Genomic DNA, 23,655 nt, shown 5'->3' with positions numbered 1-23,655 from the left:
ACGCGGGGTCCGGTTCTTGGCCTGACCCCTGCATCGGGTCTTACTGGGGGCCGAGCTTGTCGATCAGGACCTTGAGTTCTTCCATCTCGGCAGGCTTGAGGTCGGTCAGGGGAGCGCGCACGGGACCGGCATCGTGGCCGACCAGCTTGGCGCCGGCCTTGATGATGCTCACGCCGTAGCCTTCGACACGGTTGCGGATCTTCAGGTAGGGCATGAAGAACTCCTTGAGCAGCTTGTGCTGCGTGGCCTGGTCATCGGTGCGCACGGCTTCGTAGAACGCCATCGCCGTCCTGGGGATGAAGTTGAAGACTGCAGAGGAATACACGGGCGTGCCCAGAGCCTTGTAGGCGGCCGCGTAGACCTCGGCCGTGGGCAGGCCGCCCAGATAGGCGAAGCGATCACCCATCTTCATGAAGATGGAGGACATGGTCTCGATATTGCCCAGACCGTCCTTGAAGCCCACCAGGTTGGGGCAGCGTTCGGCCAGGATGGCCAGGGATTCAGGCGTGAAGCGAGAGCGGTCGCGGTTGTAGACGATGACGCCGAACTTCACGCTCCTGCAGACCTGCTCCACATGGGCGATCAGGCCTTCCTGGCCGGCTTCGGTCAGGTAATGAGGCATCAGCAAAATGCCGTGGGCACCCAGTCGTTCAGCCTCCTGGGCATGGGCGATGGCATTGCGGGTGGGACCGCCGGCGCCGGCGATGATGGGCACCTTGCCACAGCAGGTATCCACGGCGGTCTTGATGATCTGGCCGTATTCCTCGCCATACAGCGAGAAGTATTCGCCCGTGCCACCGGCGGCGAACAGGGCACTGGCACCATAGGGAGCCAGCCATTCAAGGCGCGCGGCATAACCCTTGGCATTGAAGTTGCCCTGGGCATCGAAGTCCGTCACGGGGAAGGACAGCAGGCCGGAACTCATCACGTCTTTGAGGTCTTGGGGTGTCATGGTAATCCTTGAATAGAGGGAGCAAAAAAGATCTGGCAGCTCAATCCAGCTGCAGTTGGGCGGCTTGCACCACGGCGCGCCAGCGCGCGCGTTCGGCGTTGAAGAACTTGTCGGTTTCGGCGGGCGTCATCGTGACGACCTCGGCCCCCTGACCGGTCAGCCGGGAGCGGACCTCGGTGGAGCGGATGGCAGCGAGCAGCACCTGGTTCACACGCTGCACCACGGCTTCAGGCGTCTTGGCGGGCAGCACCACACCCTGCCAGGTGCCCGAGGCAAAACCCTGTGCGCCCTGCTCTGCCAGCGTCGGCACATCGGCAATCAGTGGCATGCGGGTGTTCTTGGAAATGCCCAGCAGCTTGAGCTTGCCGCTTTGCACATGCGGATAGGTGGCCAGCATGCCGTTCATCAGCACCTGAGTCTGGCCTGCCACCGTGTCCTGCACCGACTGCACGCCGCCCTTGTAGGGCACATACACCCATTTGGCGCCGGTGATGCGGGCCAGCTCCACGCCGGCCAGATGGGGAGCACTGCCCGATGCGGTGACGGCAAAGTTCAGGTCCTGCTTCTTGGACAGCTCCACCAGCTCCTTGAGATTGCTGGCTTGGACGGAGGGGTGCACCACCAGCATATGGGGCGAATAGGCCAGCATGGCCGCACCGCGCAGAGCCTTGGAAGGATCGAAGCTGAGCTTGGTATAGATCGAGGGAGAGATGGCCAGTGCACCGAGATCGCAGAGCAGCCAGGTATAGCCATCGGCGGGTGCACGTGCGACGAATTCAGCGCCCAGATTGCCATTGGCACCGGGCTTGTTGTCGATCACCACGGTCTGCTTGAGCTCCTGGGAAATCAGCTGCCCGATGGAGCGCGCAATGATGTCGGAGCTGCCGCCGGGAGGGTAGGGAACGACCAGGCGGATGGGCTTGCTCGGCCAGGCATCGGCAGCCAGCAATGTGGACGACAGCAAACCGCCTGCCGCCAGGGCCAGCAGAGAGCGCAGAAAGTGCGAGCGTCGGACCATGGTGAAATGTCTCCTTGTTGTGGTCAGTCATCATACAACTAGGTTTTTTTGAACACCAAGAGATTTTTTCTAAGGGTAAGCACGGGCCACCGCTGTTGAACAGACTTCAGCGCGTGCCACTTTCATCCATTAAATGCGCTTCAAGCTCAATACCGAAAAGCGCTTCAAGCTATTATTTTTAAAGCACCTTCATATGTTTGGCGCAGCGGGGTCACAGCGACCGCCGCATGCCGCGGGCAGTCCGCCGCGCTTTGCTGCGGTCAGGCTCTTCCATCAAGCGCCCGCCCAGGCGGGCTCAGGACTCGGCGCTCAGGCTCAGGCGCTGGGCCAGGCGCAAACGCTCCCGCGAGTTGGTCAGATGGATGCGCATGGCGGCGCGGGCCGAATCGGCATCCTGGCGCGCGATGGCGGCATAGATCTCCTCGTGCTCACGGTTCACACGACGCAGATAGTCGGGGTCGCGTGCCGGCGTATGCATGGAGGCGATGCGATTGCGCGGAATCAGCAGCGTTCCGAAGTGCTGCAGGATATCCTGGAAATACCGGTTGCCAGTGGCCTGCGCGATGCTCAGATGAAAGGCCAGATCATGCTCGACAGTGTCATGCCCCAGGGCGAAATGATGTTCGAACTCCTGTAGAGCCTCGCTCATGACCTGCAGATGGGCTTCGCTGCGGCGCTGGGCTGCCAGACCGGCCGCCTCGGTTTCCAGACTGATGCGCAGCTCCAGCACGGCCAGCACGTCGACGGACTCGCTCAGCTCGCGCGCGCTGAGCATGGGGCTTGCGCTCTGGCGCGCCGGCAGCACGAAAGTGCCTATGCCGTGGCGGGTCTCGACCAGCCCAGCAGCCTGCAATTTGGACAGCGCCTCGCGCACCACGGTGCGGCTGACGTCGTAGCTGCGCACGAGTTCGGACTCGGTGGGCAGCTTGTCGCCCTCATGCAGCAGGCCCTGGCGGATCTTGTGCTCGAACTCCTCGGACAACAGATTCGCCAGACTGCGGCTGCCCTTGCTGGTTTTGCTGCGCAGCGCGTACCCCTCCGTCAGCGGCAAAGACGGGGTCGATTGGGGTAATTCCGATGTCTGGGTACTCATGAGCCTGATGATAATGGCTTTCAGTTGTACGACAACATACCACAAAGACTCCCTATTTCAACATCGGCCCGCAGCTCCTGCGCCGCACCAGTCATCTCAAGATGAGCACTTCTCACCAGATCCGCCACATCCGCATCACGCCGATTGCCTTCCGTGATCCGCCGCTGCTCAACGCCGCCGGCATTCACGAGCCCTGGGCGTTGCGCTCCATCATCGAGATCGAGACTGCTTCCGGCCTGGTCGGCATCAACGAGAGCTATGGCGACCAGCCCATGCTGGACGCTCTGGCCAGGGCCGCACCGGCCCTGGTCGGGCTTTCGCCCTGGGCGCTCAATGAAATGGAGGCCCGTGTCGCTGCCCTGGTCACCCCGCCCAAGCTCACGGCCTCGGAATTTCTGGGTCAGCAGGTCTCGCTGGCCCCTGGCACCCATGTCTCCAAGACCGTGGCCAAGGTGGTCAGCGCCTTCGAGGTCGCCATGCTGGACCTGCAGGGCCAGATGGCCCGGGCACCTATCGTCGACCTGCTGGGCGGACCCGCACGCGACCGCGTGCCCTACTCGGCCTATCTGTTCTACAAGTACGCCGAGCATGTGGGCCAGCCCTATGCACCCGACGCCTGGGGCGAGGCCCTGACGCCGGCCCAGTTGGTGGCCCAGGCCCGGCGCATGATCGACCAATACGGCTTCCAGAGCATCAAGCTCAAGGCCGGCACGATGCAGCCCGAGCAGGAGGCCGCCGGCATCCTGGCGCTGGCAGAGGCTTTCCCTGGCACACCGCTGCGCATTGACCCGAATGGCAACTGGACCGTGGAAACCAGCCTGAAGATCGTGCAGCAGTTGCGCGGCGTGCTCGAGTACTACGAGGACCCTGCCCCGGGCCTGGACGGCATGGCCACCGTGGCACGCGAGTGCGATGTGCCCCTGGCCACGAATATGGTGGTGACGGACTTTGCCGAGTTCCGCCGCAATGCCGACATGGGCTGCCCCGTGAAGATCGTGCTCAGCGACCACCATTACTGGGGCGGCCTGCGCGCCACACAGCGCCTGTCCACGCTGTGCCGCACCTTCGACCTGGGCCTGTCCATGCACAGCAACTCCCATCTGGGCGTGAGCCTGGTGGCCATGACGCATCTGTGCGCCAGCGTTCCCTTGCTGACCTATGCCTGCGACACCCACTATCCATGGCAGGACGAGGAGGTCGTCGAAGGCGGCCGCCTGCAGTTCGAGCAGGGCAGCCTGCGCGTGCCCACCACGCCCGGCCTGGGCGTAACCCTGGACCGCGAGGCCCTGGCCCGACTGCACGACAACTATCTGCATTGCGGCATTCGCAACCGCGACGACCTTGGACAGATGCGCAAATACGACCCGGAATTCACCGGAAAGCAACCGCGCTTCTGAATTCCAGCCCCTGCACAAAAAAGACCGCACAGAGCACATATCCAGCCCAAGCCGAGCTGGTTCACTCGTCCCCTTTTCCACAGCGCAAAAAGACGCTTTTCAACCGGAGACAACCATCATGCAACGCCGCACCCTGCTTCAATCCCCCCTTGCCGCCAGCGCCCTGCTGCTGGGCGCATCCCTTGTCGCCGCACCCGCGCTCGCACAGGGCAACTGGCCCACGGGCAAGCCCATTACCTATCTGGTTCCGTTTCCACCCGGCGGCAATACCGACACCCTGGCACGCGTGATTGCGCAGCCGCTGAGCAAGGCCCTGGGCACGCCCGTGGTCATCGAGAACAAGGGCGGCGCCGGCGGCAGCGTGGGCTCGGCTCTGGCGGCACGTGCCCCGGCCGACGGCTACACCATTCTGGGCGGCACCATCAGCTCGCACGCCATCAATGTCAGCCTGTACTCCAAGCTGGACTACGACCCCGTCAAGTCCTTCACGCCCGTCGCCATGCTCGGCTCCGGTCCTCTGGTGCTGGTGGTGCCTGCCTCCAGCCCCTACAAGACTCTGGCCGACGTGCTGGCCGGCAGCAAGGCCAAGGCCTCCTCGGGCGGTCTGACCTCGGCCTCTCCGGGCAACGGCACCTCCAATCACATGGCGCTGGAACTGCTGGCCTACCAGAGCGGCGTGAAGTTCACCCATGTGCCCTACAAGGGCAGCGGTCCCGCCGTGCAGGATGTCATGGGGGGACAGGTGGACATGATGTTCGACACGGCCCTGGTTGTCGGCCCCCACATCCAGTCCGGCAAGCTGCGCCCCATCGCTGTGAGCAGCTCCAAGCGCCTGGAATCGCTGCCCGATGTACCCACGATTGCAGAAGCCGGCGAGAAGGGTTTCGACATGGGCTCCTGGCAGGCCGTTTTCGCCCCTGCGGGCACGCCCAAGCCCATCGTGGACCGCCTGCATGCGGAAATCCTGAAGATCGTCGCCACCCCCGAAGTCCAGGCCCGCCTCAAGAACTTCGGCATGCTGCCGTCGAACATGAGCACCGTCGAGCTGGCCGATTATCAGAAGGCCGAGGTGAGCAAGTGGGCCAAGGTGATCAAGTCTGCTGGAATAAAGGCTGAGTAAGTAAAGCCCCCCTGAGCCGCTTCGCGGCTTCCCCCTCTCTAACTTGCTTCGCAAGGGAGGGGGACGACACCATCGCTGCGGGGCGGCCCTTGCTCGGTGTCCCTCGCCTTGGGCTGCGCCGTTTGCTCAGGCTGTGCCGTAGCCGTGCTGGCCCTCTAGAAAATTGAGACATTGTCATGAGTACCCCACTTCCGCTTTCCATCAGCATGCATCCGGCCGACAACGTGGCCATTGTTGCCAACGACGGCGGGCTGCCTGCGGGCACCGTGCTGCCGTCCGGCCTCATGCTGCTCGACAAGGTGCCGCAGGCGCACAAGGTGGCGCTGGTGGACATTCCCGAGGGCGGCGAGGTGCGGCGCTACAACGTGATCATCGGCTATGCGCTCAAGCCCATTGCCGCCGGCAGCTGGGTACACGAGCGCTTGTTGCAGATGCCCGAGGCTCGCTCGCTGCAGGGCCTGCCCATCGCCACCGTCAAGCCGCCCGCGCTGGAGCCGCTGGCAGGCTATACCTTCGAGGGTTACCGCAATGCGGACGGCACCGTGGGCACGCGCAACATCCTGGCCATCACCACCACGGTGCAATGCGTGGCCGGGGTGCTCGACTTTGCCGTGCGCCGCATCAAGTCCGAGCTGCTGCCCCGCTACCCCCATGTGGACGACGTGGTGGGCCTGGAGCACAGCTATGGCTGCGGCGTGGCCATCGATGCCGTGGGTGCCGAGATCCCGCAGCGCACGCTGCGCAATATCAGCCGCAACCCGAACTTCGGCGGCGAGGTCATGGTGGTCAGCCTGGGCTGTGAAAAGCTGCAACCCGAGCGCCTGCTGCCGCCGGGCAGCTTTCCCATCGTCGACGAGCGTGAACCTGAACTGGACGTGGTCTGTCTGCAGGACGAGGCCCATGTGGGCTTTATGTCCATGATCGACTCCATCATGCGCCAGGCCGAGCAGCATCTGTGCCGCCTCGACGCCCGCCGCCGCGAGACCGTGCCTGCCAGCGCCCTGGTCGTGGGCGTGCAATGCGGGGGCAGCGACGCCTTCAGCGGCGTCACGGCCAACCCAGCCGTGGGCTTTTGTACCGACCTGCTGGTGCGCGCGGGCGCCACCGTGATGTTCAGCGAGGTGACCGAGGTGCGCGACGGCATCGACCAGCTCACCTCACGTGCGGCAAGCCCCGAAGTGGCCGAAGCCATGATCGAAGAAATGGCCTGGTATGACGCCTATCTCGACAAGGGCAAGGCGGACCGCAGCGCCAACACCACGCCCGGCAATAAAAAAGGCGGATTGTCGAACATTGTCGAAAAGGCCATGGGCTCCATCATCAAGAGCGGCACGGCCCCCATCACCGGCGTGCTGTCGCCGGGTCAGCGGCTGGCCGATCGCGACATCAGCCAGGGCCTGGTCTATGCGGCCACGCCGGCCAGCGACTTCATCTGCGGCACGCTGCAGCTGGCAGCGGGTATGAACCTGCATGTCTTCACCACGGGCCGCGGCACGCCTTACGGCCTGGCACAGGTGCCGGTAATCAAGGTGGCCACGCGTAGCGACCTGGCGCGGCGCTGGCACGATCTGATGGATATCAACGCCGGACGCATCGCCGACGGCGAGGCCACGATCGAAGACATTGGCTGGGAAATGTTCAGGCTGATGCTCGATGTCGCCAGCGGCCGCAAAAAGACCTGGGCCGAGCATTGGCAGTTGCATAACGCACTGGTGCTGTTCAACCCGGCTCCGGTGACCTGATCTCAGGCCAGCACCAGCTCCTCCACCCGCGTCAGCGCCCGCGAGGCACCGCCCAGGCGCGCGGCCAGGTGCTGGGCGCGCTTGAGGTACAGGTGGGCGTCGTGCTCCCAGGTGAAGCCCATGCCACCGCAGACCTGGATGACGGTGCGCGTGGCCTGCAGCGCGCCCTCGATGGCGGTGTATTCGGCCGCGGCGCAGGCAAAGCGCGCATCGGGCAGATGGCCGTCCAGCGCCGCGCCGGCATAGAGCGCGGCCAGGCGTGCGTTGTCCACGGCCATCCAGGCATTCGCGAGCTGGTGCTTGATGGCCTGGTAGCTGCCGATGGGCTTGCCGAACTGCACGCGCTCGATGGCATGGCCGCTGCCCAGCGCCAGCGCGGCCTGCGCCAGGCCGATAAGCTCGGCGCACTTCATCAGCCGCCAGGCCGCGCGTGCATGGGCGCGGGCTTCAGCAGGCACGGCCAACGCCTGCCAGCAGACAGTGGATGGCACCACGGCAGGAGCTTGTGTGAGCGTCGGGTCCAGGCCAGCCTGGACATCGGCCGGCGTCCAGGGCAGCACAGACCATTCCAGCGGCTGGCCTTCGTCTTCGAGCCCGCGCACCACCACGAGGTCGGTGCATTGCCCCGCATGGTCCCAGATCCGGTCACGCGCTGACACGCAGTGTACGGCTCGTTCGCCAGCGGCCGCAGATCGGGCCAGCTCGCGCAGCGCCGGCGCGTCATCCGGCGCGGCCCGCAGCCACAGCGGCAGCAGCACAGCGCTGGAGGCCCAGGGCAGGTTCAGCAACTGCGTGCCGGCGGCTTCGGCGATCAGGTGGGCCTCGGTCAAGCCCAGTCCCAGGCCGCCTTGTTCCTCGGAGCCCAGCAGGCTCATCCAACCCATCTCGGCCATGTCGCGCCACAGTTGCTGCTGCGCTGCGTCGCTCCAGGAAAGGGCCTGCCGGGCGCGGGCCGGCGGGTGGTGGTCGGCGAAGAAACGCGTGGCCGATTCGTGCAGCATCTGCTGCTCTGCGTTGAGTGCGAAGTCCATGGATTCAGCCCTTCGGTAGTTTCAACATCTGCTCGGCCAGGATGTTGCGCTGCACCTCGGAGGTGCCGGCGAGAATGGTTTCGGCGCGCGTCCACAGCGCGTCGCGCACCCAAGCGACCGCGGCCCTGTCGGTACCTTGGGGCGAGGGCCCGGCCAGCGCGCGCTCGCCCAGGAGCTCGGTGGCCAGCGTGAGCAGCTTCTGGTGCGATTCGCTCCAGTGCAGCTTGGTGGCCGAGCCCTCGGGCCCGGGTGGGCCACCGCGCAGCGCATGGGTCAGTGCGCGCCAGGACTTGAGTTGGAGCACATGGCTGTCCACTGCCAGGCGCGCGATGTCGCGGCGCAGGTGCGGGCTGTCCAGCATGCTTGTGCCGCTGTCGTCCTGCGTTTTCGCAGCCAGTTGCTTGAGCGCCTCGACCTCCTGCGCAAAGCGCACCTGGCGCGGGATGAAGTAGGTGCCGCGCTCGAAGCTGGCCGCCGCCATGGCCAGGCGCCAGCCGCCGTTTTCCTCGCCGACCAGGGCGTCCAGCGGGACCTTCACGTCCTCGAAGAAGACTTCGTTGAAGTCAGCCTCGCCGGTGATCTGGCGGATGGGCGATACGCGCACGCCGGGCAGCTTCATGTCGACCAGCAGGAAGCTGATGCCCTTGTGGCGCTGGGCCGTGGCATCGGTGCGCGCCAGCACGAAACAGTAGTCTGCGATGTGAGCGAACGAGGTCCAGATCTTGTGGCCGTTGAGCCGGTAGTGGTCGCCCCGGCGCTCGGCGCGCGTAGTGAGTGCCGCGAGGTCCGAGCCCGCTGCGGGCTCGGAATAGCCCTGGCACCAGATGTCGCGGTTGGCCAGGATGCCGGGCAGAAAGCGCTGCTTCTGCGCCTCGCTGGCAAAGTGGATCAGCGTGGGGCCGAGGATGCCGTGGCCGATGATGTTCACACCCAGCGGCGCACCGATGCGGGCCTGCTCTTCGTGGAAGATGGCCTGGCGCGTGAGCGGCAGGTTCCTGCCGCCATACTGTTCTGGCCAGCCCAGGCCCGCCCAGCCGGCGCGGCTGACATGGTCTTCCCAGGCGCGGCGCCAGGCAAGGTCGTTGGAATCGGGCTCGCCATGGTCTTGGGTCCATGCGGCCTGGAAGCGCGGATACTCGGTTTCGAACCACTCGCGCACGGTCAGGCGGAAGGCTTCGTCTTCCGCCGAATAGCCCACTTGCATGGAGGCTTTCCTTGTATGGGAGTTTGCAAAAAAGAGAGCATATGGCGCCCACCTTCAAAGGAGTTCAAATGGTTTTCCCTTTGAATACGCTGTATGGCAAGCGCTGGAAGCTATCAAAATGGATGTGGTTCAATCCACCTTGGCGCCGGATTCCTTGACCACCTTGTTCCACTTGGTGATGTCGTTCTTGAGGAAGGCTGCAAACTCCTCGGGCTTGTTGCCGATGATCTCCAGCCCCAGCGAGGCGAACTTCTCCTGGATGGCCTGCTCCTTGAGAATGTCCTGCAGCGTCGTGTACAGCTTGCCCACCACCGGTGCGGGCGTGTCCGCTGGCGCCACCAGGCCCAGCCAGGGCATGGCCTCGTAGCCGGGCAGGCCCGACTCGGCGACGGTGGGGGTGTCCGGCAGCAGCTTGGAACGCCTGGCCGTGGTCACCGCCAGCAGGCGTACCTTCCTGTCGATGATGAAAGGCTTGGACGAGGCGTAGGCGTCGAACATCACATTGATGTTGCTGCCCACCAGGTCCATCAGCGCCGGGGCGCTGCCCTTGTAGGGCACGTGCTCCATGGGGGCGCCGGCCATGGTCTTGAACAGCTCGGACTCCAGGTGCGTGGAGGTGCCGGCGCCCACCGAGCCGTAGCTGCCCTTGGACGGGTTGGCCTTGAGCCAGGCGACCAGCTCGGCCACGTTGTTCGCCGGCACGCTGGGGTGCACTTCGAGCACGTGCACCACCGAGGCGACCTGTGTCACCGGCGTGAAGTCCTTGATCGGGTCGTAGCCCACCTTTCTGTACAACGCCGGTGCGATGCCCAGCGAAGAGGCCGCCAGCAGCAGCGTGTGGCCGTCGGGCGTGGCGCGCGCCACGTAGTCGGAGGCGATCACCGTGCCCGCGCCGGGCTTGTTCTCGACGATCACCGGCTGGCCCAGCCGGGTGGCCATGCGCTCGGCCAGCGAGCGCGCCATGATGTCGGTGGCGCCACCAGGCGAGAACGGCACGACGATGGTGACGGGCCTGCTGGGGTAGGTCTGCGCCTGCGCCACGCCGCAGGCGACAACGGCAACGACAACGGCAACGGCCGAGATCAGCTTCTTGAACATGGTTTGTCTCCTTCTCTGAAAAATCGGATGCGTCAGGCCTGGGCCGGTGCCGGAATCACCAGCGCATCGAGCGCGCACACGCCTTCGCCCACGGGCTTGACGAGCAGCGGGTTCACCTCCATCTCGCCGGCCTGCTCCTGCAGCGACAGCACTGCGCGCGAAAAGCCCGCGATGGCGCGGCAGGCCGCGTCCACATCGCCTCTGGGCTTGCCGCGAAAGCCGTCGAGCAGCGCAAAGGCCTTGAGCTCGCCCAGCATCTCGCGCGCCATGGCCTCATCGACGGGCAGCATGCGGTGGCTCACGTCCTGGTAGATCTCGGTGAGCACGCCGCCCAGGCCCACGGTCAGCGTCATGCCGAAGACCGGGTCGCGCGTGGCGCCGAGGATCAGCTCGGCAATGCCGGTTTCCATCTTCTGCACCAGCGCGCCTTCGATGTGCGCGTCGGGCGCATGGCGGCGCGCCGAAGCCATGACCTCGTCGAAGGCCGTGCGCACCTCGGCCGCCGAGCCCAGGCGCAGCTTCACGCCGCCGGCCTCGGTCTTGTGCGTGATGTCGGCGGACAGCACCTTCAGCACCACCGGGTAGCCCAGCGCCTCTGCGGCCTGCACGGCCTCGTCCGCAGTCGTTGCAACGCGCTCGGCCACGCTGGTCACGCCGAACGCGGCCAGCCACTGCTTGCAGCGATGCTCATCCAGCACCGCGGGCAGCGTGCAGCGTGCAGATGGCGCCGGCGCAGCCTCGCGGCGCACGCCCAGCCAGCGGTTGTGCTTGCGGCGCTCCTGCCACAGCAAAAAGGGCGACAGCGCCGACACTGCCACGCCGATGTCCTCGAACACCGGCACGCCGCCACTGCGCAGCTGCTCGCGCTTTTGCGCGGCGCCGGTGTCGATGGCGACGAACAGGCGCGGGTACTGCTGCGCCACGGCGCACAGGTCATCGGCCATCCGGTCGAGCATGTAGCCAGGCGCATAGACCACCACGGCGTCGATCGCATCGCTTTGCGCCAGCGCCTCCATCGCGGTGCGCACGAAGCCGGGGTCGTTCACCGCGTTGCCGGTCACGTCCACCGGGTTGCTGACCATGCCATAGTCGGGAATGCCGGCGCGCAGCACATCCTGCAGTTGCTGGGGCAGCGTGGGCACGTCCAGGCCCTGCAGCAAGAACTTGTCGGCCAGGATGGCGCCCAGCGCGCCCGAGATGGTGATGATGGCCACGCGCCTGCCGGCGCTGCGCTGGCGGTACTGCGCGAGGTTGGCGAGCTGCGCCATCTGCACGAAGTCGCTGCTCTGGATGATGTCGAGCTGACGGAAGGCCGCCCTGTAGATCTGCTGGTCGCCGGCCAGCGCCGAGGTGTGCGAGCGCACGGCCTCCGAGCCCTTGTCGGTCTCGCCGGCCTTGTAGAGGACGAGCAGCTTGTCCTGCTGCGCAAAGGCCTGGGCCGCGGCTATGAAGCGCGGGCCGTCGCGCAGCTCCTCGATGTAGCCCATGCAGACCTCGGTGCCGGCGTCCTGCGCCAGATATTCCAGGTACTGGGCGAAGTCCACGCAGGCCTCGTTGCCGGTGTTGATGAAGTGGCTGAACTCCACGCCCAGGCGGCGCGCGATCGCATACACGGCGGCGCAGACATTGCCGCTTTGGGTGAGCAGGCTCACCGCGCCGCTGCCGCCCTGCATGGGCGCGGTGTTGAACACCGATGCGAAACTGGTGTGCACCTGGCGGTTGAGGTTGGCAAAGCCCATCAGGTTGGGGCCGGCCACCACCATGCCGGTGGTCGCCACGTAGGCCTCGAGCTCGTCCTGCAAGGCCTGGCCCTTCGCGCCTTCCTCGGCAAAACCGGCGGCGTAGACGATGACGGCACGCACGCCCCTGGCGTGGCAGCGCTTGAGCATGGGAGTGACATCGGCTGCGGCGATCGCCAGCACCACCAGGTCGGGCGCCTCGGGCAGTGATTCGAGGTCGGCGTAGCAGCGCTGGCCGAAGACTTCCTCGTACTTGGGATTGATGGGGTAGATCCTGCCCTGGTAGCCGAATTTCGTGAGATGGGCGATCGGCATGCCGCCTATGCGTGCGGCGTTGTTGCTGGCGCCGACGATGGCGATGGACGCGGGGTTGAGCAGGGGCTCGAGGCGGTGGGTGGATTGCACGGGTGCGAGCATGGGTCAGGCGTTCTTTTCAGGGTTCTTCTGGATGGCGTTGGCCAGGCCACGGTCGCGTGCCGTGAGAAAGCCTTCGGACAGGTGCGAGAGCTGGTGGGTGTCGAAGTGCGCCGCCAGCGCCGTGCGCAGGCCCTGCGCGTCCAGCGAGCGATTGATGGAGCGCTTGATGAGCTTGAGGCCGAAGGGCGGCGCCTTGGCGATCTGCTGGGCCAGGGCCAGCGCGGCGTCGGCCAGGTCAGCATCTGCCACCACGCGGTTGACCATGCCGATCTCCCTTGCCTCCTGGGCGCTCAGCCTGGCACCGGTGAACAACAGCTCCTTGGCCTTGCGCGCGCCCATCACCCAGGGATGGATCAGCACCTCGGTGGCGGCCGCGCCCAGCGTGTGGCCCACCGGGTCGGAGAAGTAGGCCGACTCGCTGGCCACCACCAGGTCGCACATGTTGGCGATCATGAAGCCGCCGGCCACGCAGGCGCCCTGCACCTGGGCGATGGTGGGCTTGGGAAAGTCCCAGATCTTCAGCGAGTAGTCGAAGTAGCGCAGCTCCTCGTAGGCCCAACGCTCCTCCACCGTGAAATTGGCGCGCTCGGCCTGGGCCTGCTTGAGGTCGTGGCCGGCCGAGAAGTGCTCGCCCTGGCCGCCGATCACCACCACGTTCACCTGGGTGTCGCCCTGGGCCTCGTCCAGGGCGACGGCCAGCTCGTCCAGCATCTGCTGGCTCTGGGCATTGCGCTGGGCGGGACGCGCCAGCAGGATGCGGCGCACCGCGCCATGGTTTTCTAGGGCGAGGGTTTCGTAGGCCATGCCTTGTCTCCGGTAGTCCGTTTGCAGGTTGTGATTCAGTCTAGACTCATGGTTTCCTGCATTGCAAAACAAACTTTGAGTTTTTCCCACAATATGGACAAAGCAACCGGAACCGCCGGCGCACAAAGCCTGCGCCGCTCGCTGAACCTGCTGCGGCTGCTGGCCGAGCACCATGAAGCGGGCATCACGCTGACCCAGGCCATGCAGGCCTCGGGGCTGGAGCGCTCCACCGTGCACCGGCTGCTGTCATGCCTGGTCGAGGAGCAGTTCGCCGAGCGCGATCCCGAGACAAGGTCCTACCGGCTGGGCATAGACGCCATGCAACTGGGCTTCTCCTCCATGCGGCGCGTGCCGCTGGTGGATTCGTACCGGCCGCTGATGCACAAGCTCGCGCGCATGTCGGGCGACACTGTGTTCCTGGTGATACGCCAGGGCGACTACTGCCTGTGCCTGCACCGCGAGGAAGGGCACTTTCCGGTCAAGGTGTTCACCACCGATGTGGGCGGGCGCCGCCTGCTAGGCGTGGGCGCGGGCGGCCTGGCGCTGATGGCGGCGCTGGGCGACGAGGAGAACGACCGTATCTTCGAGCGCCACGCGGCCGAGTACGCGCAGGCCGGCTTCACGCGCACGCAGCTGCGCCGCGCCGTGCAGCGCACGCGCGCCGCGGGCCATGCGGACATAGAGGACACGATCACTGTGGGCGTCTGCGGCGTGGGCCAGACCTTTGCGGCCTCGGCCACCACGCTGGCGGCCATCAGCTTCGGCGCCATCACGCCGCGCCTGCCGGCGGCGCGCAAGCGCGAGCTGGCCGCGCTGCTGAAGGCGGAGCTGGCATCGGTGTCGGTGGCGCAGAAGGCGCGCGCGGCAAGGCGCTGAACCGCGCCCGCGCCATGCTGCGAGGTCTGGCGACTTGGGATTTCGCCGGCGTCTGCGTTCAGGGGAGTGTGTGAGAGTCAGGCCGGCCGCGAAGGCCGTGCCGCCAAAGGCGGGACTGCCCTCACCTCAAGAACGCTCTCGAATCCAGAGCGCTTCGCGAAGCAATCACAAGGGCTCAGACAGAATCACCAGAAACGCTGCCATGGCAGCGTTTCTGGTTTGCGCATGCTCCCTCAGGCCTGCATGGAGCCCGTCTTCAGATAGCGCTGATGCCAGGCATAAGCCTGATCGAGCAAATGTGGCGTGTGCTTGCCCGGTGCATCGCGCAGCGCGCGCTCCAGATACTCGCTCATCGCCACCTTGTAGTCGGGGTGCACGCATTTCTCGATGATCAGACGTGCGCGCTGTACCGGTGCCAGGCCGCGCAGATCGGCTAGGCCTTGCTCGGTCACGATGACCTGCACGTCATGCTCGGTGTGATCGACATGGGAGACCATGGGCACGATGCAGCTGATCTTGCCGTCCTTGGCCGTGGAAGGTGTCATGAAGATCGACAGATAGGCGTTGCGCGCAAAGTCGCCGCTGCCGCCAATGCCGTTCATGATGGACGAGCCCATGACATGCGTGCTGTTGACGTTGCCGTACATATCGGCTTCTATCAGCGCGTTCATCGAAATCAAACCCATGCGACGGATCAGCTCGGGGTGGTTCGATATCTCCTGCGGGCGCAGCATGATGCGCTGACGGTAATAGTCGATGTTGGCCAGAAAGCGTTCCATGGCCGCAGGGCTCAGCGCCAGCGAGGTGGTCGATGCGGTATCGAGCTTGCCCGACTCCAGCATGTCCAGCATGCCGTCCTGGAGCACCTCGGTATAGGCGTTCAGATGGTCGAACGGGCCGTTGTTCAGCCCCGCCAGCACGGCGTTGGCGATATTGCCAACGCCCGACTGCAGCGGCAGCAACTCGGGCGGCAGGCGGCCCACTTTCACCTCGTGCTGCAAAAAGTCGATGATGTTCTCGGCAATGCGCATGGAGCCCTCATCGGGTGCCGTGAACGCGGCCAACCTGTCACGCTGGGCCGTTGGTACCACGGCAATCACCTTGCTCATATCGCAATGCAGATAAGGCTCGCCAATCCGGTCGAACGGATGCTCCATGGGTATGGGCTTGCGCTTTGGAGGCACGGCTGCACCGTAGTAAATGTCGTGCATGCCCTCGAGCTCGGCAGGCTGGGCGCTGTTGACTTCGAGAATGATCTTGTCGGCCTGCTCCAGCCAGGTCTTGTTGTTGCCCACCGAGGTCGATGGAATCAGTCGGCCATCGGGCAAAACACCCGCCACCTCGATCACCGCCACGTCAAGATGGCCGAGGAAGCCGAACCACACGTGCTGTGCCACATGCGAGAGGTGGATGTCCACATACTGCATGCGTCCCTCGTTGATCTCCTTGCGCACCGTGGGGTCCGACTGATAGGGCAGACGGCGTTCGATGCCATGCACCTTGGCCAGTGCGCCATCGAGTTCTGGTGAGGTCGAAGCTCCCGTCCATAGACTGATGCGGAAGTTTCCGCCACTGGCGTTCTGCGCTTCGATCCGGCGTGCCAGTGCCTGAGGCACGGCCTTGGGTGCGCCAGCGGGAGTGAAGCCGCTCATACCCAGTGTCATGCCGGATTGAATCAGGTCGGCGGCCTGATCCGCCGTCATGATGCGTTCGCGCAAGACAGGGCAAAGCACGCGATCTGCAGGAGAAGCGGTGGTGAAGGAAGTCTTCATGAAATGTGTCTCGTCTCGCCAGCTTTCGTGAAGCGGGATAGTTTTTTGTAGTTAAAGAGTTGCACTTTGACTGGTGCAAACCCGGATTGAACTACGACACACAGAGAGTCGCCAAGCGTAGTTGACTAGAGAAAACCCCGATGTGCTTTCTTGAAAGAAGCCCACGAAATTGGATGCATAACTCAAAAAAGTGAGCATTCATCGCTCAACGGATAAAGGATGAAAACTTAAAACCGCTGAAATCAACCGCCATGGCAAAGTTGCCAGAATGCAGGCGGAAATTACAAAATATTTGCCTGTACTCACTGCCAGCAGACATAGGCTGACAAAACCACCATGGTTCAGCAACCAGAATTCGACACATGGCTTTTGATACCTCCGGCTGGCAGCACAAGCTGCGACGCCTCGCCCACCCCCTGCAACCGCTGATTGACTCCGTACAACTCTGGCTGCAGGCCGACGGTCTGCGCATGAGTGCCGCCATGTCGTTTTACGGCATGCTGAGCTTGGCACCGCTGTTGCTGGCCGTCGTGGGGCTGCTGGGTTGGTGGCTGGATCGCAGCTATGTGGAAAGCACCTTGATCAGCCAGATACAGAGCGTGGTCGGAGAGCGCGCGGCACAGGTCGTCAGGAGCGCTCTGGCCAGCGCCCAGAATGCCAATCAGGGCTCGCTCGCGTCCGTACTCGGTCTGGTGATGATGCTCTCGGGCGCAACCGGGGTGTTTGTGGAGCTGCAGGCTTCGCTGGACAAGCTCTGGTCCATGGGCGAAGAGTCTCGCCCGCAGGAAAACAAGCCCTGGTGGAGCATGGCCATCTCCCGTCTTTGGGGTTTGAGCTATGTCGTGGGCCTGGGCTTCTTGCTGCTGGTGTCCATGGTGCTTTCAACCGCCATCCAGATGATCACCAAATGGGCCAATGACGAGCTGCAGCTTGTGCCGCTGGGCCCGCTGATGGGGCTGATCAACGAGGGCCTGTCCTTTGGCATTGCGGTGCTGCTGTTCTGGGGTCTGATGCGCATGGGGACCGGCATCAAGCCTTCCACCAGATACCTGCTGCTGGGTTCGCTGACGGGCGCCGCCCTATTCACCATAGGCAAGCAGGCCCTTGCCTGGTATCTGTCCACCGCCGCCGTGGTCTCGGCTTATGGCGCAGCCGGCTCGCTGGTTGTGGTGCTGATGTGGTTTTACTTCACCTCGGCCATCCTGCTGTTCTCGGCCGCCACGGCCAAGGCCTGCAGCAAGTCCCGGGTCCAGTTTGCCGTCCCTTTTGTCGCGCGCAAGGCATCCAGCGCCAGGCCCATGGATTTGCAGCGTCTTCCCGAAAATGCAGGGGAGAACATATGAAGCGGCCGAGATCGACTGCCATACCTGCGCTCGCAACCATCTGCGTCATGTCGAAAATGTAAAAAGGCCTGCTGATGCAGGCCTTTTGCTCGGGGCAAGGTGGAATTACTTTTCCACGAAGGCGCGCTCGATAACGAAGTCGCCGGGCGTGGTGGTATTGCCTTCCTTGAAACCGCGCTTTTCCAGCAGTTCCTTGAGTTCGGACAGCATGGCGGGGCTGCCGCACAGCATGACGCGATCGGTCTCGGGATTCAGATCGGGCAGACCCAGATTCTGCGGGAAGGTGCCGTTGTTGATTTGGGCCGAGATACGGCCCTGATTGCGGAAGGGCTCGCGTGTCACCGTGGGGTAGTAATGCAGCTTGCCCTTGACGATATCGCCGAGGAATTCATGCTCGGGCAATTCCTTCTCGAACAGCTCCTGATAGGCCAGCTCCTGCACCTGACGCACGCCATGCACCACAACCACGTTGTCGAAACGCTCATAGGTCTCGGGGTCGCGCGCCACGGCCAGCCAGGGAGCCAGGCCGGTACCCGTACCGATCAGATACAGATTCTTGCCGGGCAGCAGATAGTCGATCAGCAGCGTGCCCGTGGGCTTCTTGCCCACGATGATGGTGTCACCCACCTGGATGTTCTGCAGCTTGGAGGTCAGAGGGCCTTCGGGTACCTTGATCGACAGGAACTCCAGATGCTCTTCGTAGTTGGGACTGGCGATGGAGTAGGCGCGCAGCAGGTTCTTGCCATCCACCTTCAGGCCGATCATGGTGAAGTGGCCGTTGGAAAAGCGCAGCGATGTGTCGCGGGTGGTGGTGAAGGAGAAAAGACGGTCGGTCCAGTGGTGGACGGACAGCACGCGTTCTTCAAGAAAAGCACTCATGATTCGTCTGAAATAAAAACTCGAAGCAGAAAACCTGCGCGGCAAATGCTGGGCGGTGGCGGGGCACTGCAGGTCAGAGCTGCTAGCGCGTTGGCTGCCGGTTGCCAAGCGGGACAAGACCTATATTGTCCGGCAATTGCACAGAAACGGGTGAATCACACATGAATGTCTTGAGATCGAATAGTGATAAGCAGAATGAAGCGCTCAGATACCGCCTGATCGCCGAAAAACTGTCTCGCCCATCTTGACTCAGGGAAAACGCTGCTCTAGGATCATTTCCCACGCGCTTTGAACAAGCGCTTTATTTGTCTATATAAATACTCAAATTGAGCATTAATGATTGCGATGACCCAGTCTCTCAGACCATGGTCACCCATCTAGCACCAAGGAGAATGACAATGCAGTTGCGCTGGTCCCTGCCCCTGCTGACACTGGCCGCCCTGCCCGCCTGGGCGCAGGGCGTGATCAAGATTGGCGAAATCAACAGCTACAAGGCTCAACCCGCGTTTCTGGAGCCCTACAAAAAGGGCATGGAACTGGCGGTGGAGCAGGTCAATGCCGCAGGCGGCATTGCCGGCAAGAGGCTGCAGCTCATCGTGCGCGACGACAACGCCACTCCGGGCGATGCCGTGCGCGCCGCCGAAGAGCTCTACACGCGCGAAAAAATCGATGTGCTCACGGGCAGCTTTCTCTCGCATGTGGGTCTGGCACTGACCGATTACGCCAAGCAGAAAAAGCGCTTCTTCCTCGCCTCCGAGCCGCTGACCGACAAGATCGTCTGGGCCGACGGCAATCACTACACCTACCGTCTGCGCGGCTCCACCTATATGCAGACCGCCATGCTGGTGGAGGAAGCACTCAAGCTCAAGAAGAAGCGCTGGGCCATCGTCTACCCCAACTACGAATACGGCCAGTCCGCTGTTGCCACCTTCAAGACGCTGATGAAGGCCAGGCAGCCCGACATCGAGTTTGTGGCCGAGCAGGCACCTGCGCTGGGCAAGATTGACGCCGGCTCCGTCGTGCAGGCGCTTGCTGACGCCAAGCCCGATGCCATCTTCAACGTGCTGTTCGCCACCGACCTGGGCAAGTTCGTGCGCGAAGGCAATACACGCGGCCTGTTCAATGGCCGCGAAGTCGTGGGCCTGCTGACGGCCGAGCCCGAATACCTGGACCCGCTCAAGAAGGAAGCGCCTATCGGCTGGACCGTGACCGGCTACCCCTGGTATTCCATCAACACCCCCGAGCACGCAGCCTTCCTCAAGGCCTACCAGGCCAGGTTCAAGGACTACCCGCGCCTGGGCACCATCGTGGGCTACAACGCCATCCAGTCGATTGCTGCGGGCCTGCGCAAGACCAAGGGCGACCCTGACACCGAAAAGCTGATTGCGGCATTCAAGGGCCTGGAAGTCGCCACGCCCTTCGGCCCCATCACCTACCGGGCACAGGACAACCAGTCCACCATGGGAGCCTATATCGGCAAGACCGCCTATGACGAGAAGCTGGGGCGCGGCGTGCTGGTCAACTACCACTATGCCGACGGCAAGAACTACCAGCCTACGGACGAGGAAGTGAAGAAGCTGCGCCCCGCGACAGCGAACTGATTTCGCTTCGGCGAAAATGCCAGGCCACCTGCACTGCAGCAGGTGGCTTTTTCATCTCTGAACACACTATGTCGAGCTTCAGGAGCTACGCAGCATGAGTGCATCCGGCCTGCTGGCCCAGTTGCTCAACGGACTGGCCAGCGCATCGTCGCTGTTTCTGGTTTCGGTCGGGCTGTCGCTGATCTTCGGTGTCACCCGCACCATCAACTTCGCCCACGGCTCGTTCTATATGCTGGGTGCCTTCATCGCCTACAGCAGCGTGGACCGGCTCTCGCCCCATATCGGCTTCTGGCCCGCACTGCTGCTGGCTCCGGTGGTCTGCGGTGCACTGGGGGCGCTGACCGAGACACTGCTTCTGCGCCGCATCTACAAGGCGCCCGAGCTGTTCCAACTGCTGGCCACGTTTGCACTGGTGCTGGTCATCAAGGATGCGGCGCTGTGGCAGTGGGGCCCCGAGGAACTGTTCGGCCCACGTGCCGCAGGGCTTGAAGGCTCGGTGGAGATTCTGGGCCGCCAGTTCCCCACCTACGATCTGTTCTTGATAGCGGTCGGCCCTTGCGTACTTGTGGGCCTGACGCTTTTATTGACCAGGACCCGTTTCGGAACCCTGGTGCGTGCCGCCACGCAGGACCGCGAAATGGTTGGAGCCCTGGGAGTCAACCAGGCCTGGCTGTTCACCGCCGTCTTCGCACTGGGCACGCTGCTGGCAGGCCTTGGCGGCGCGCTGCAGCTGCCGCGCGAACCCGCCAGCCTGGAGATGGACATGCTCACCATTGGCGCCGCGTTTGTGGTGGTCGTGGTCGGCGGCATGGGCAGCATACCGGGCGCCTTCATTGCGGCGCTGCTGGTGGCAGAGCTCAAGGCCGTCTGCATCTGGCTGGGCGTGCAGGAGATCGCGGGCATTGAGCTATCGTTCTCCAAGCTCACGCTGGTGGTGGAGTTCCTGGTCATGGCTGTGGTGCTGATCTGGCGGCCCTGGGGCCTGCTGGGCAAGCCCCAGGCGCTGGCACGCAGCGCTGGCGAGCCTGAACAACCGCTGCATCCTGCTGGCCGTGGAGCAGCAGCCGCATGGCTGGGCCTGCTGACCCTACTAGTGCTGCTGCCGCTGATGGCAAGCGGCGCCGAAGGCGGCAGCTACGCCACCGTGCTGCTGGCAGACATCTTTGTCGCCGCGCTGTTCGCAAGCAGTCTGCACTCCATACTCGGGCCCGGCGGCATGCACTCCTTCGGCCACGCGGCCTACTTTGGCCTGGGTGCCTACGGCGCGGCCCTGCTGGTGCGTACCCTGGATCTGCCCATGGAAGCCGCGCTGCTGCTCGGCCCTCTGGCCGCCGCTGCGGGCGCCCTTCTCTATGGCTGGTTCTGCGTGCGGCTGTCGGGTGTCTATCTGACCATGCTGACGCTGGCGTTTGCGCAGATCAGCTGGGCCATCGTCTTTCAGTGGGATGACTTCACCGGGGGCAGCAACGGCCTGACCGGCGTCTGGCCCCCCGAATGGGCATCGCAAGGCCCGGCGTTCTACTGGCTGGCTCTGGGAATCTGCACGCTGGGCATCTATCTGCTGCGTCGCCTGCTGTTTTCTCCTCTGGGCTATGCGCTGCGCGCATCGCGCGACTCGGCTCTGCGGGCCGATGCGATCGGCATCGACGTGCACCGCGTGCAGTGGACGGCGTTCGTGATCGCCGGGCTGTTTGCCGGCCTGGCCGGAGCGCTGTTTGCCTTCAGCAAGGGCGGCGTTGCGCCCGACGCGATGTCGGTCAGCAAGTCGGTGGATGCACTGGTCATGGTGCTGCTGGGCGGTGTGCAGACACTGGCCGGCCCCCTGGTGGGTGCGGCAGCCTTCACCTGGCTGCACGACACCGTGGCGCGCAACACCGAATACTGGCGCGCGTTGATGGGAGCAACCATGCTGATTCTGGTGCTGCTGGCACCGCAGGGTATTGCAGGCTATGCACAGCGGCTGTGGTCGCGCACATGTGGCAAGGTATGCGCCAAGGACAAGGCAGGAGCAAGAACATGAGCCTGCTGCAGGTACAGAACGTCAGCAAGGCCTTTGGCGGCGTGAAGGCCGTGCAGCAGGTCTCATTCGACCTCCAGGCGGGCGAGCTGCTGGCCCTGATCGGCCCCAACGGCGCCGGCAAGAGCACCACCTTCAATATGGTCGGCGGCCAGTTGCCGCCCGACAGCGGCCAGGTGCTGCTCAATGGCCAGTCCATCACCGGCCTGCCGCCGCGCACCATCTGGCGCAAGGGCGTGGGACGCACCTTTCAGATTGCACAGACTTTTGCCTCGCTCAGCGTGGCGGAAAACGTGCAGATGGCTCTGCTGTCGGCCGATCGCAGGATCTTCAGCTGGTGGCCGCGTGCCGCCAGCCACCGGCGTGCCGATGCTCTGGCCCTGCTGGAACAGGTGGGCATGGCGGCTCAGGCCGACCGCCCCTGCAGCGCCCTGGCCTATGGCGATGTGAAACGGGTGGAGCTGGCCATGGCGCTGGCCCATGATCCGCTGCTGCTGCTCATGGACGAACCCACGGCCGGCATGGCCCCGGGCGAGCGTGTCGCGCTGATGCAGCTGACACGCCAGCTGGCGCAGCAGCGCCGCATGGGCGTGCTGTTTACCGAGCACAGCATGGATGTGGTCTTCGGTCAGGCCGACCGCGTGGCCGTGCTGGTACGCGGCCAGTTGCTGGCCGAAGGCAGGCCGCAAGCCATTCGCGACGACGCGCGCGTGCAGCAGGCCTACCTCGGTACCGGCCTCGTTCTTGAAAAACAGCAATGAATCAAATGCATAGCAACCAGCGCTTGATGGATAAGGTCAAGAGCCCCAAATTGCTTGAAGTCCAGAACCTCGATGCCTGGTATGGCGCGGCCCATATCCTGCATCGGGTATCGCTGGCCGTTGGGCGCGGCGAAGTCGTGGCGCTGATGGGTCGCAATGGCGCTGGCAAGTCCACCACGCTCAAAAGCATTGCCGCCCTGGTGCCGCACCGCGAGGGCAGTATCCGCTTCATGGGAGAGTCGATAGAGAAAAAAGCCTCGCACCAGATCGCACAGCGCGGCCTGGGCTATGTGCCCGAGGACCGCCGCATCTTTACCGAGCTGACGGTGCTGGAAAACCTCGAGGTCGGCAAGCAAAAGCCTCGCCGATGGCCCGATGGCTCCGCCATGCCGCACTGGACGCCGGCAAGGCTTTTTTCGCTGTTCCCCAACCTGGGCGAGATGCCAGACCGTCTTGGCGGGCGCATGAGCGGTGGCGAGCAGCAAATGCTGAGCGTGGCCCGCACGTTGATGGGCCAGCCCTGTCTGGTATTGCTGGACGAGCCTTCAGAAGGGGTAGCCCCGCTGATCGTCGAGCAGATGGCGCGCACGATTCTCGAACTCAAGGCACAGGGCATAGGCATCTTGCTCAGCGAGCAGAACCTGCCATTTGCCGAGGTCGTGGCCGACCGTGCCTATGTGCTGGAAAAAGGCCAGATCGTGCACGCAGCCAGCATGGCCGAACTGGCTGGCGACAAGGCCGTGCGCCAGCAATATCTGGGCGTATAGAGTCCGGGCCTAGTGCAAGGACAG

General features: G+C 64.2%; 19 protein-coding genes. 9 read left to right on the top strand and 10 right to left on the bottom strand.

Going from position 1 to position 23,655, the window contains the following annotated elements; translation table 11 throughout:
* Nucleotides 1–40: 40 nt before the first annotated feature.
* The 3 genes from kdgD to F0P97_RS01390 form a co-directional block, all read right to left on the bottom strand.
* A complete protein-coding gene (kdgD, locus tag F0P97_RS01400; RefSeq protein WP_182285344.1) occupies nt 41–952 on the bottom strand; it encodes a 5-dehydro-4-deoxyglucarate dehydratase in 912 nt (303 codons plus the stop codon).
* A gap of 40 nt (nt 953–992) precedes the next feature.
* Complete coding sequence (locus F0P97_RS01395) at nt 993–1,970, bottom strand: Bug family tripartite tricarboxylate transporter substrate binding protein (protein ID WP_063662772.1); 978 nt, start codon at nt 1,968–1,970, stop codon at nt 993–995.
* Between the two features lie 295 nt (nt 1,971–2,265).
* Nucleotides 2,266–3,021: a FadR/GntR family transcriptional regulator gene (locus F0P97_RS01390; protein ID WP_182287067.1), complete on the bottom strand. Its 756-nt coding sequence runs from the start codon at nt 3,019–3,021 to the stop codon at nt 2,266–2,268.
* A 143-nt stretch (nt 3,022–3,164) separates the two neighbouring features.
* On the opposite strand from F0P97_RS01390, the gene F0P97_RS01385 reads away from it, so the two are divergent.
* The 3 genes from F0P97_RS01385 to garD all read left to right on the top strand — a co-directional run bounded on the left by F0P97_RS01385 (nt 3,165) and on the right by garD (nt 7,322).
* Nucleotides 3,165–4,460, top strand: a complete 1,296-nt coding sequence (locus F0P97_RS01385; RefSeq protein WP_182285343.1) for a glucarate dehydratase family protein — start codon at nt 3,165–3,167, stop codon at nt 4,458–4,460.
* A 118-nt stretch (nt 4,461–4,578) separates the two neighbouring features.
* Nucleotides 4,579–5,580, top strand: coding sequence for a Bug family tripartite tricarboxylate transporter substrate binding protein (locus F0P97_RS01380; RefSeq protein WP_182285342.1), 1,002 nt, complete (start codon nt 4,579–4,581; stop codon nt 5,578–5,580).
* A 176-nt stretch (nt 5,581–5,756) separates the two neighbouring features.
* A complete protein-coding gene (gene garD, locus F0P97_RS01375) occupies nt 5,757–7,322 on the top strand; it encodes a galactarate dehydratase (protein WP_182285341.1) in 1,566 nt (521 codons plus the stop codon).
* Between the two features lie 2 nt (nt 7,323–7,324).
* On the opposite strand, the gene F0P97_RS01370 is transcribed toward garD, so the two are convergent.
* From F0P97_RS01370 to F0P97_RS01350, 5 genes are all read right to left on the bottom strand, one after another.
* Nucleotides 7,325–8,353: an acyl-CoA dehydrogenase family protein gene (locus F0P97_RS01370; protein WP_182285340.1), complete on the bottom strand. Its 1,029-nt coding sequence runs from the start codon at nt 8,351–8,353 to the stop codon at nt 7,325–7,327.
* A 4-nt stretch (nt 8,354–8,357) separates the two neighbouring features.
* Nucleotides 8,358–9,557, bottom strand: coding sequence for an acyl-CoA dehydrogenase family protein (locus F0P97_RS01365; RefSeq protein ID WP_182285339.1), 1,200 nt, complete (start codon nt 9,555–9,557; stop codon nt 8,358–8,360).
* Nucleotides 9,558–9,686: 129 nt separating this feature from the next.
* The gene (locus tag F0P97_RS01360; protein WP_182285338.1) at nt 9,687–10,655 is read right to left on the bottom strand and encodes a tripartite tricarboxylate transporter substrate binding protein; all 969 of its coding nucleotides are present in this window, start codon (nt 10,653–10,655) and stop codon (nt 9,687–9,689) included.
* 32 nt (nt 10,656–10,687) lie between these two features.
* Nucleotides 10,688–12,811, bottom strand: coding sequence for an acetate--CoA ligase family protein (locus F0P97_RS01355; RefSeq protein WP_182285337.1), 2,124 nt, complete (start codon nt 12,809–12,811; stop codon nt 10,688–10,690).
* Nucleotides 12,812–12,814: 3 nt separating this feature from the next.
* Nucleotides 12,815–13,615 (bottom strand): enoyl-CoA hydratase, encoded by an 801-nt coding sequence (locus F0P97_RS01350; protein ID WP_182285336.1) that lies wholly within the window; start codon nt 13,613–13,615, stop codon nt 12,815–12,817.
* 93 nt (nt 13,616–13,708) lie between these two features.
* On the opposite strand from F0P97_RS01350, the gene F0P97_RS01345 reads away from it, so the two are divergent.
* On the top strand, nt 13,709–14,491 hold the full coding sequence (locus F0P97_RS01345) for an IclR family transcriptional regulator (RefSeq protein ID WP_182285335.1): 783 nt from the start codon (nt 13,709–13,711) through the stop codon (nt 14,489–14,491).
* 233 nt (nt 14,492–14,724) lie between these two features.
* Here F0P97_RS01345 and F0P97_RS01340 read toward each other — a convergent pair whose 3' ends face one another.
* Nucleotides 14,725–16,263 (bottom strand): acetyl-CoA hydrolase/transferase family protein, encoded by a 1,539-nt coding sequence (locus tag F0P97_RS01340; RefSeq protein WP_182285334.1) that lies wholly within the window; start codon nt 16,261–16,263, stop codon nt 14,725–14,727.
* Nucleotides 16,264–16,625: 362 nt separating this feature from the next.
* Between F0P97_RS01340 and F0P97_RS01335 the strand changes: the two genes are divergently transcribed.
* Nucleotides 16,626–17,606, top strand: coding sequence for a YihY/virulence factor BrkB family protein (locus F0P97_RS01335; protein ID WP_182285333.1), 981 nt, complete (start codon nt 16,626–16,628; stop codon nt 17,604–17,606).
* A gap of 105 nt (nt 17,607–17,711) precedes the next feature.
* On the opposite strand, the gene F0P97_RS01330 is transcribed toward F0P97_RS01335, so the two are convergent.
* Complete coding sequence (locus F0P97_RS01330; RefSeq protein WP_003059561.1) at nt 17,712–18,485, bottom strand: ferredoxin--NADP reductase; 774 nt, start codon at nt 18,483–18,485, stop codon at nt 17,712–17,714.
* Between the two features lie 398 nt (nt 18,486–18,883).
* On the opposite strand from F0P97_RS01330, the gene F0P97_RS01325 reads away from it, so the two are divergent.
* The 4 genes from F0P97_RS01325 (at nt 18,884) to F0P97_RS01310 (ending at nt 23,631) form a co-directional block, all read left to right on the top strand.
* Complete coding sequence (locus F0P97_RS01325) at nt 18,884–20,086, top strand: ABC transporter substrate-binding protein (RefSeq protein WP_182285332.1); 1,203 nt, start codon at nt 18,884–18,886, stop codon at nt 20,084–20,086.
* Between the two features lie 94 nt (nt 20,087–20,180).
* Complete coding sequence (locus tag F0P97_RS01320) at nt 20,181–22,106, top strand: ABC transporter permease (protein ID WP_182285331.1); 1,926 nt, start codon at nt 20,181–20,183, stop codon at nt 22,104–22,106.
* Nucleotides 22,103–22,864 (top strand): ABC transporter ATP-binding protein, encoded by a 762-nt coding sequence (locus tag F0P97_RS01315; RefSeq protein ID WP_182285330.1) that lies wholly within the window; start codon nt 22,103–22,105, stop codon nt 22,862–22,864. Before F0P97_RS01320 ends, F0P97_RS01315 begins: the two co-directional genes overlap by 4 nt.
* Complete coding sequence (locus F0P97_RS01310; protein ID WP_182285329.1) at nt 22,861–23,631, top strand: ABC transporter ATP-binding protein; 771 nt, start codon at nt 22,861–22,863, stop codon at nt 23,629–23,631. The genes F0P97_RS01315 and F0P97_RS01310 overlap by 4 nt, the downstream gene beginning before the upstream one ends.
* Nucleotides 23,632–23,655: the final 24 nt, after the last annotated feature.

The sequence above is a fragment of the Comamonas testosteroni genome (genome assembly GCF_014076415.1).
GTDB lineage: Bacteria > Pseudomonadota > Gammaproteobacteria > Burkholderiales > Burkholderiaceae_C > Comamonas > Comamonas testosteroni_F.
This window is presented reverse-complemented; position numbering and strand designations above follow the sequence as displayed.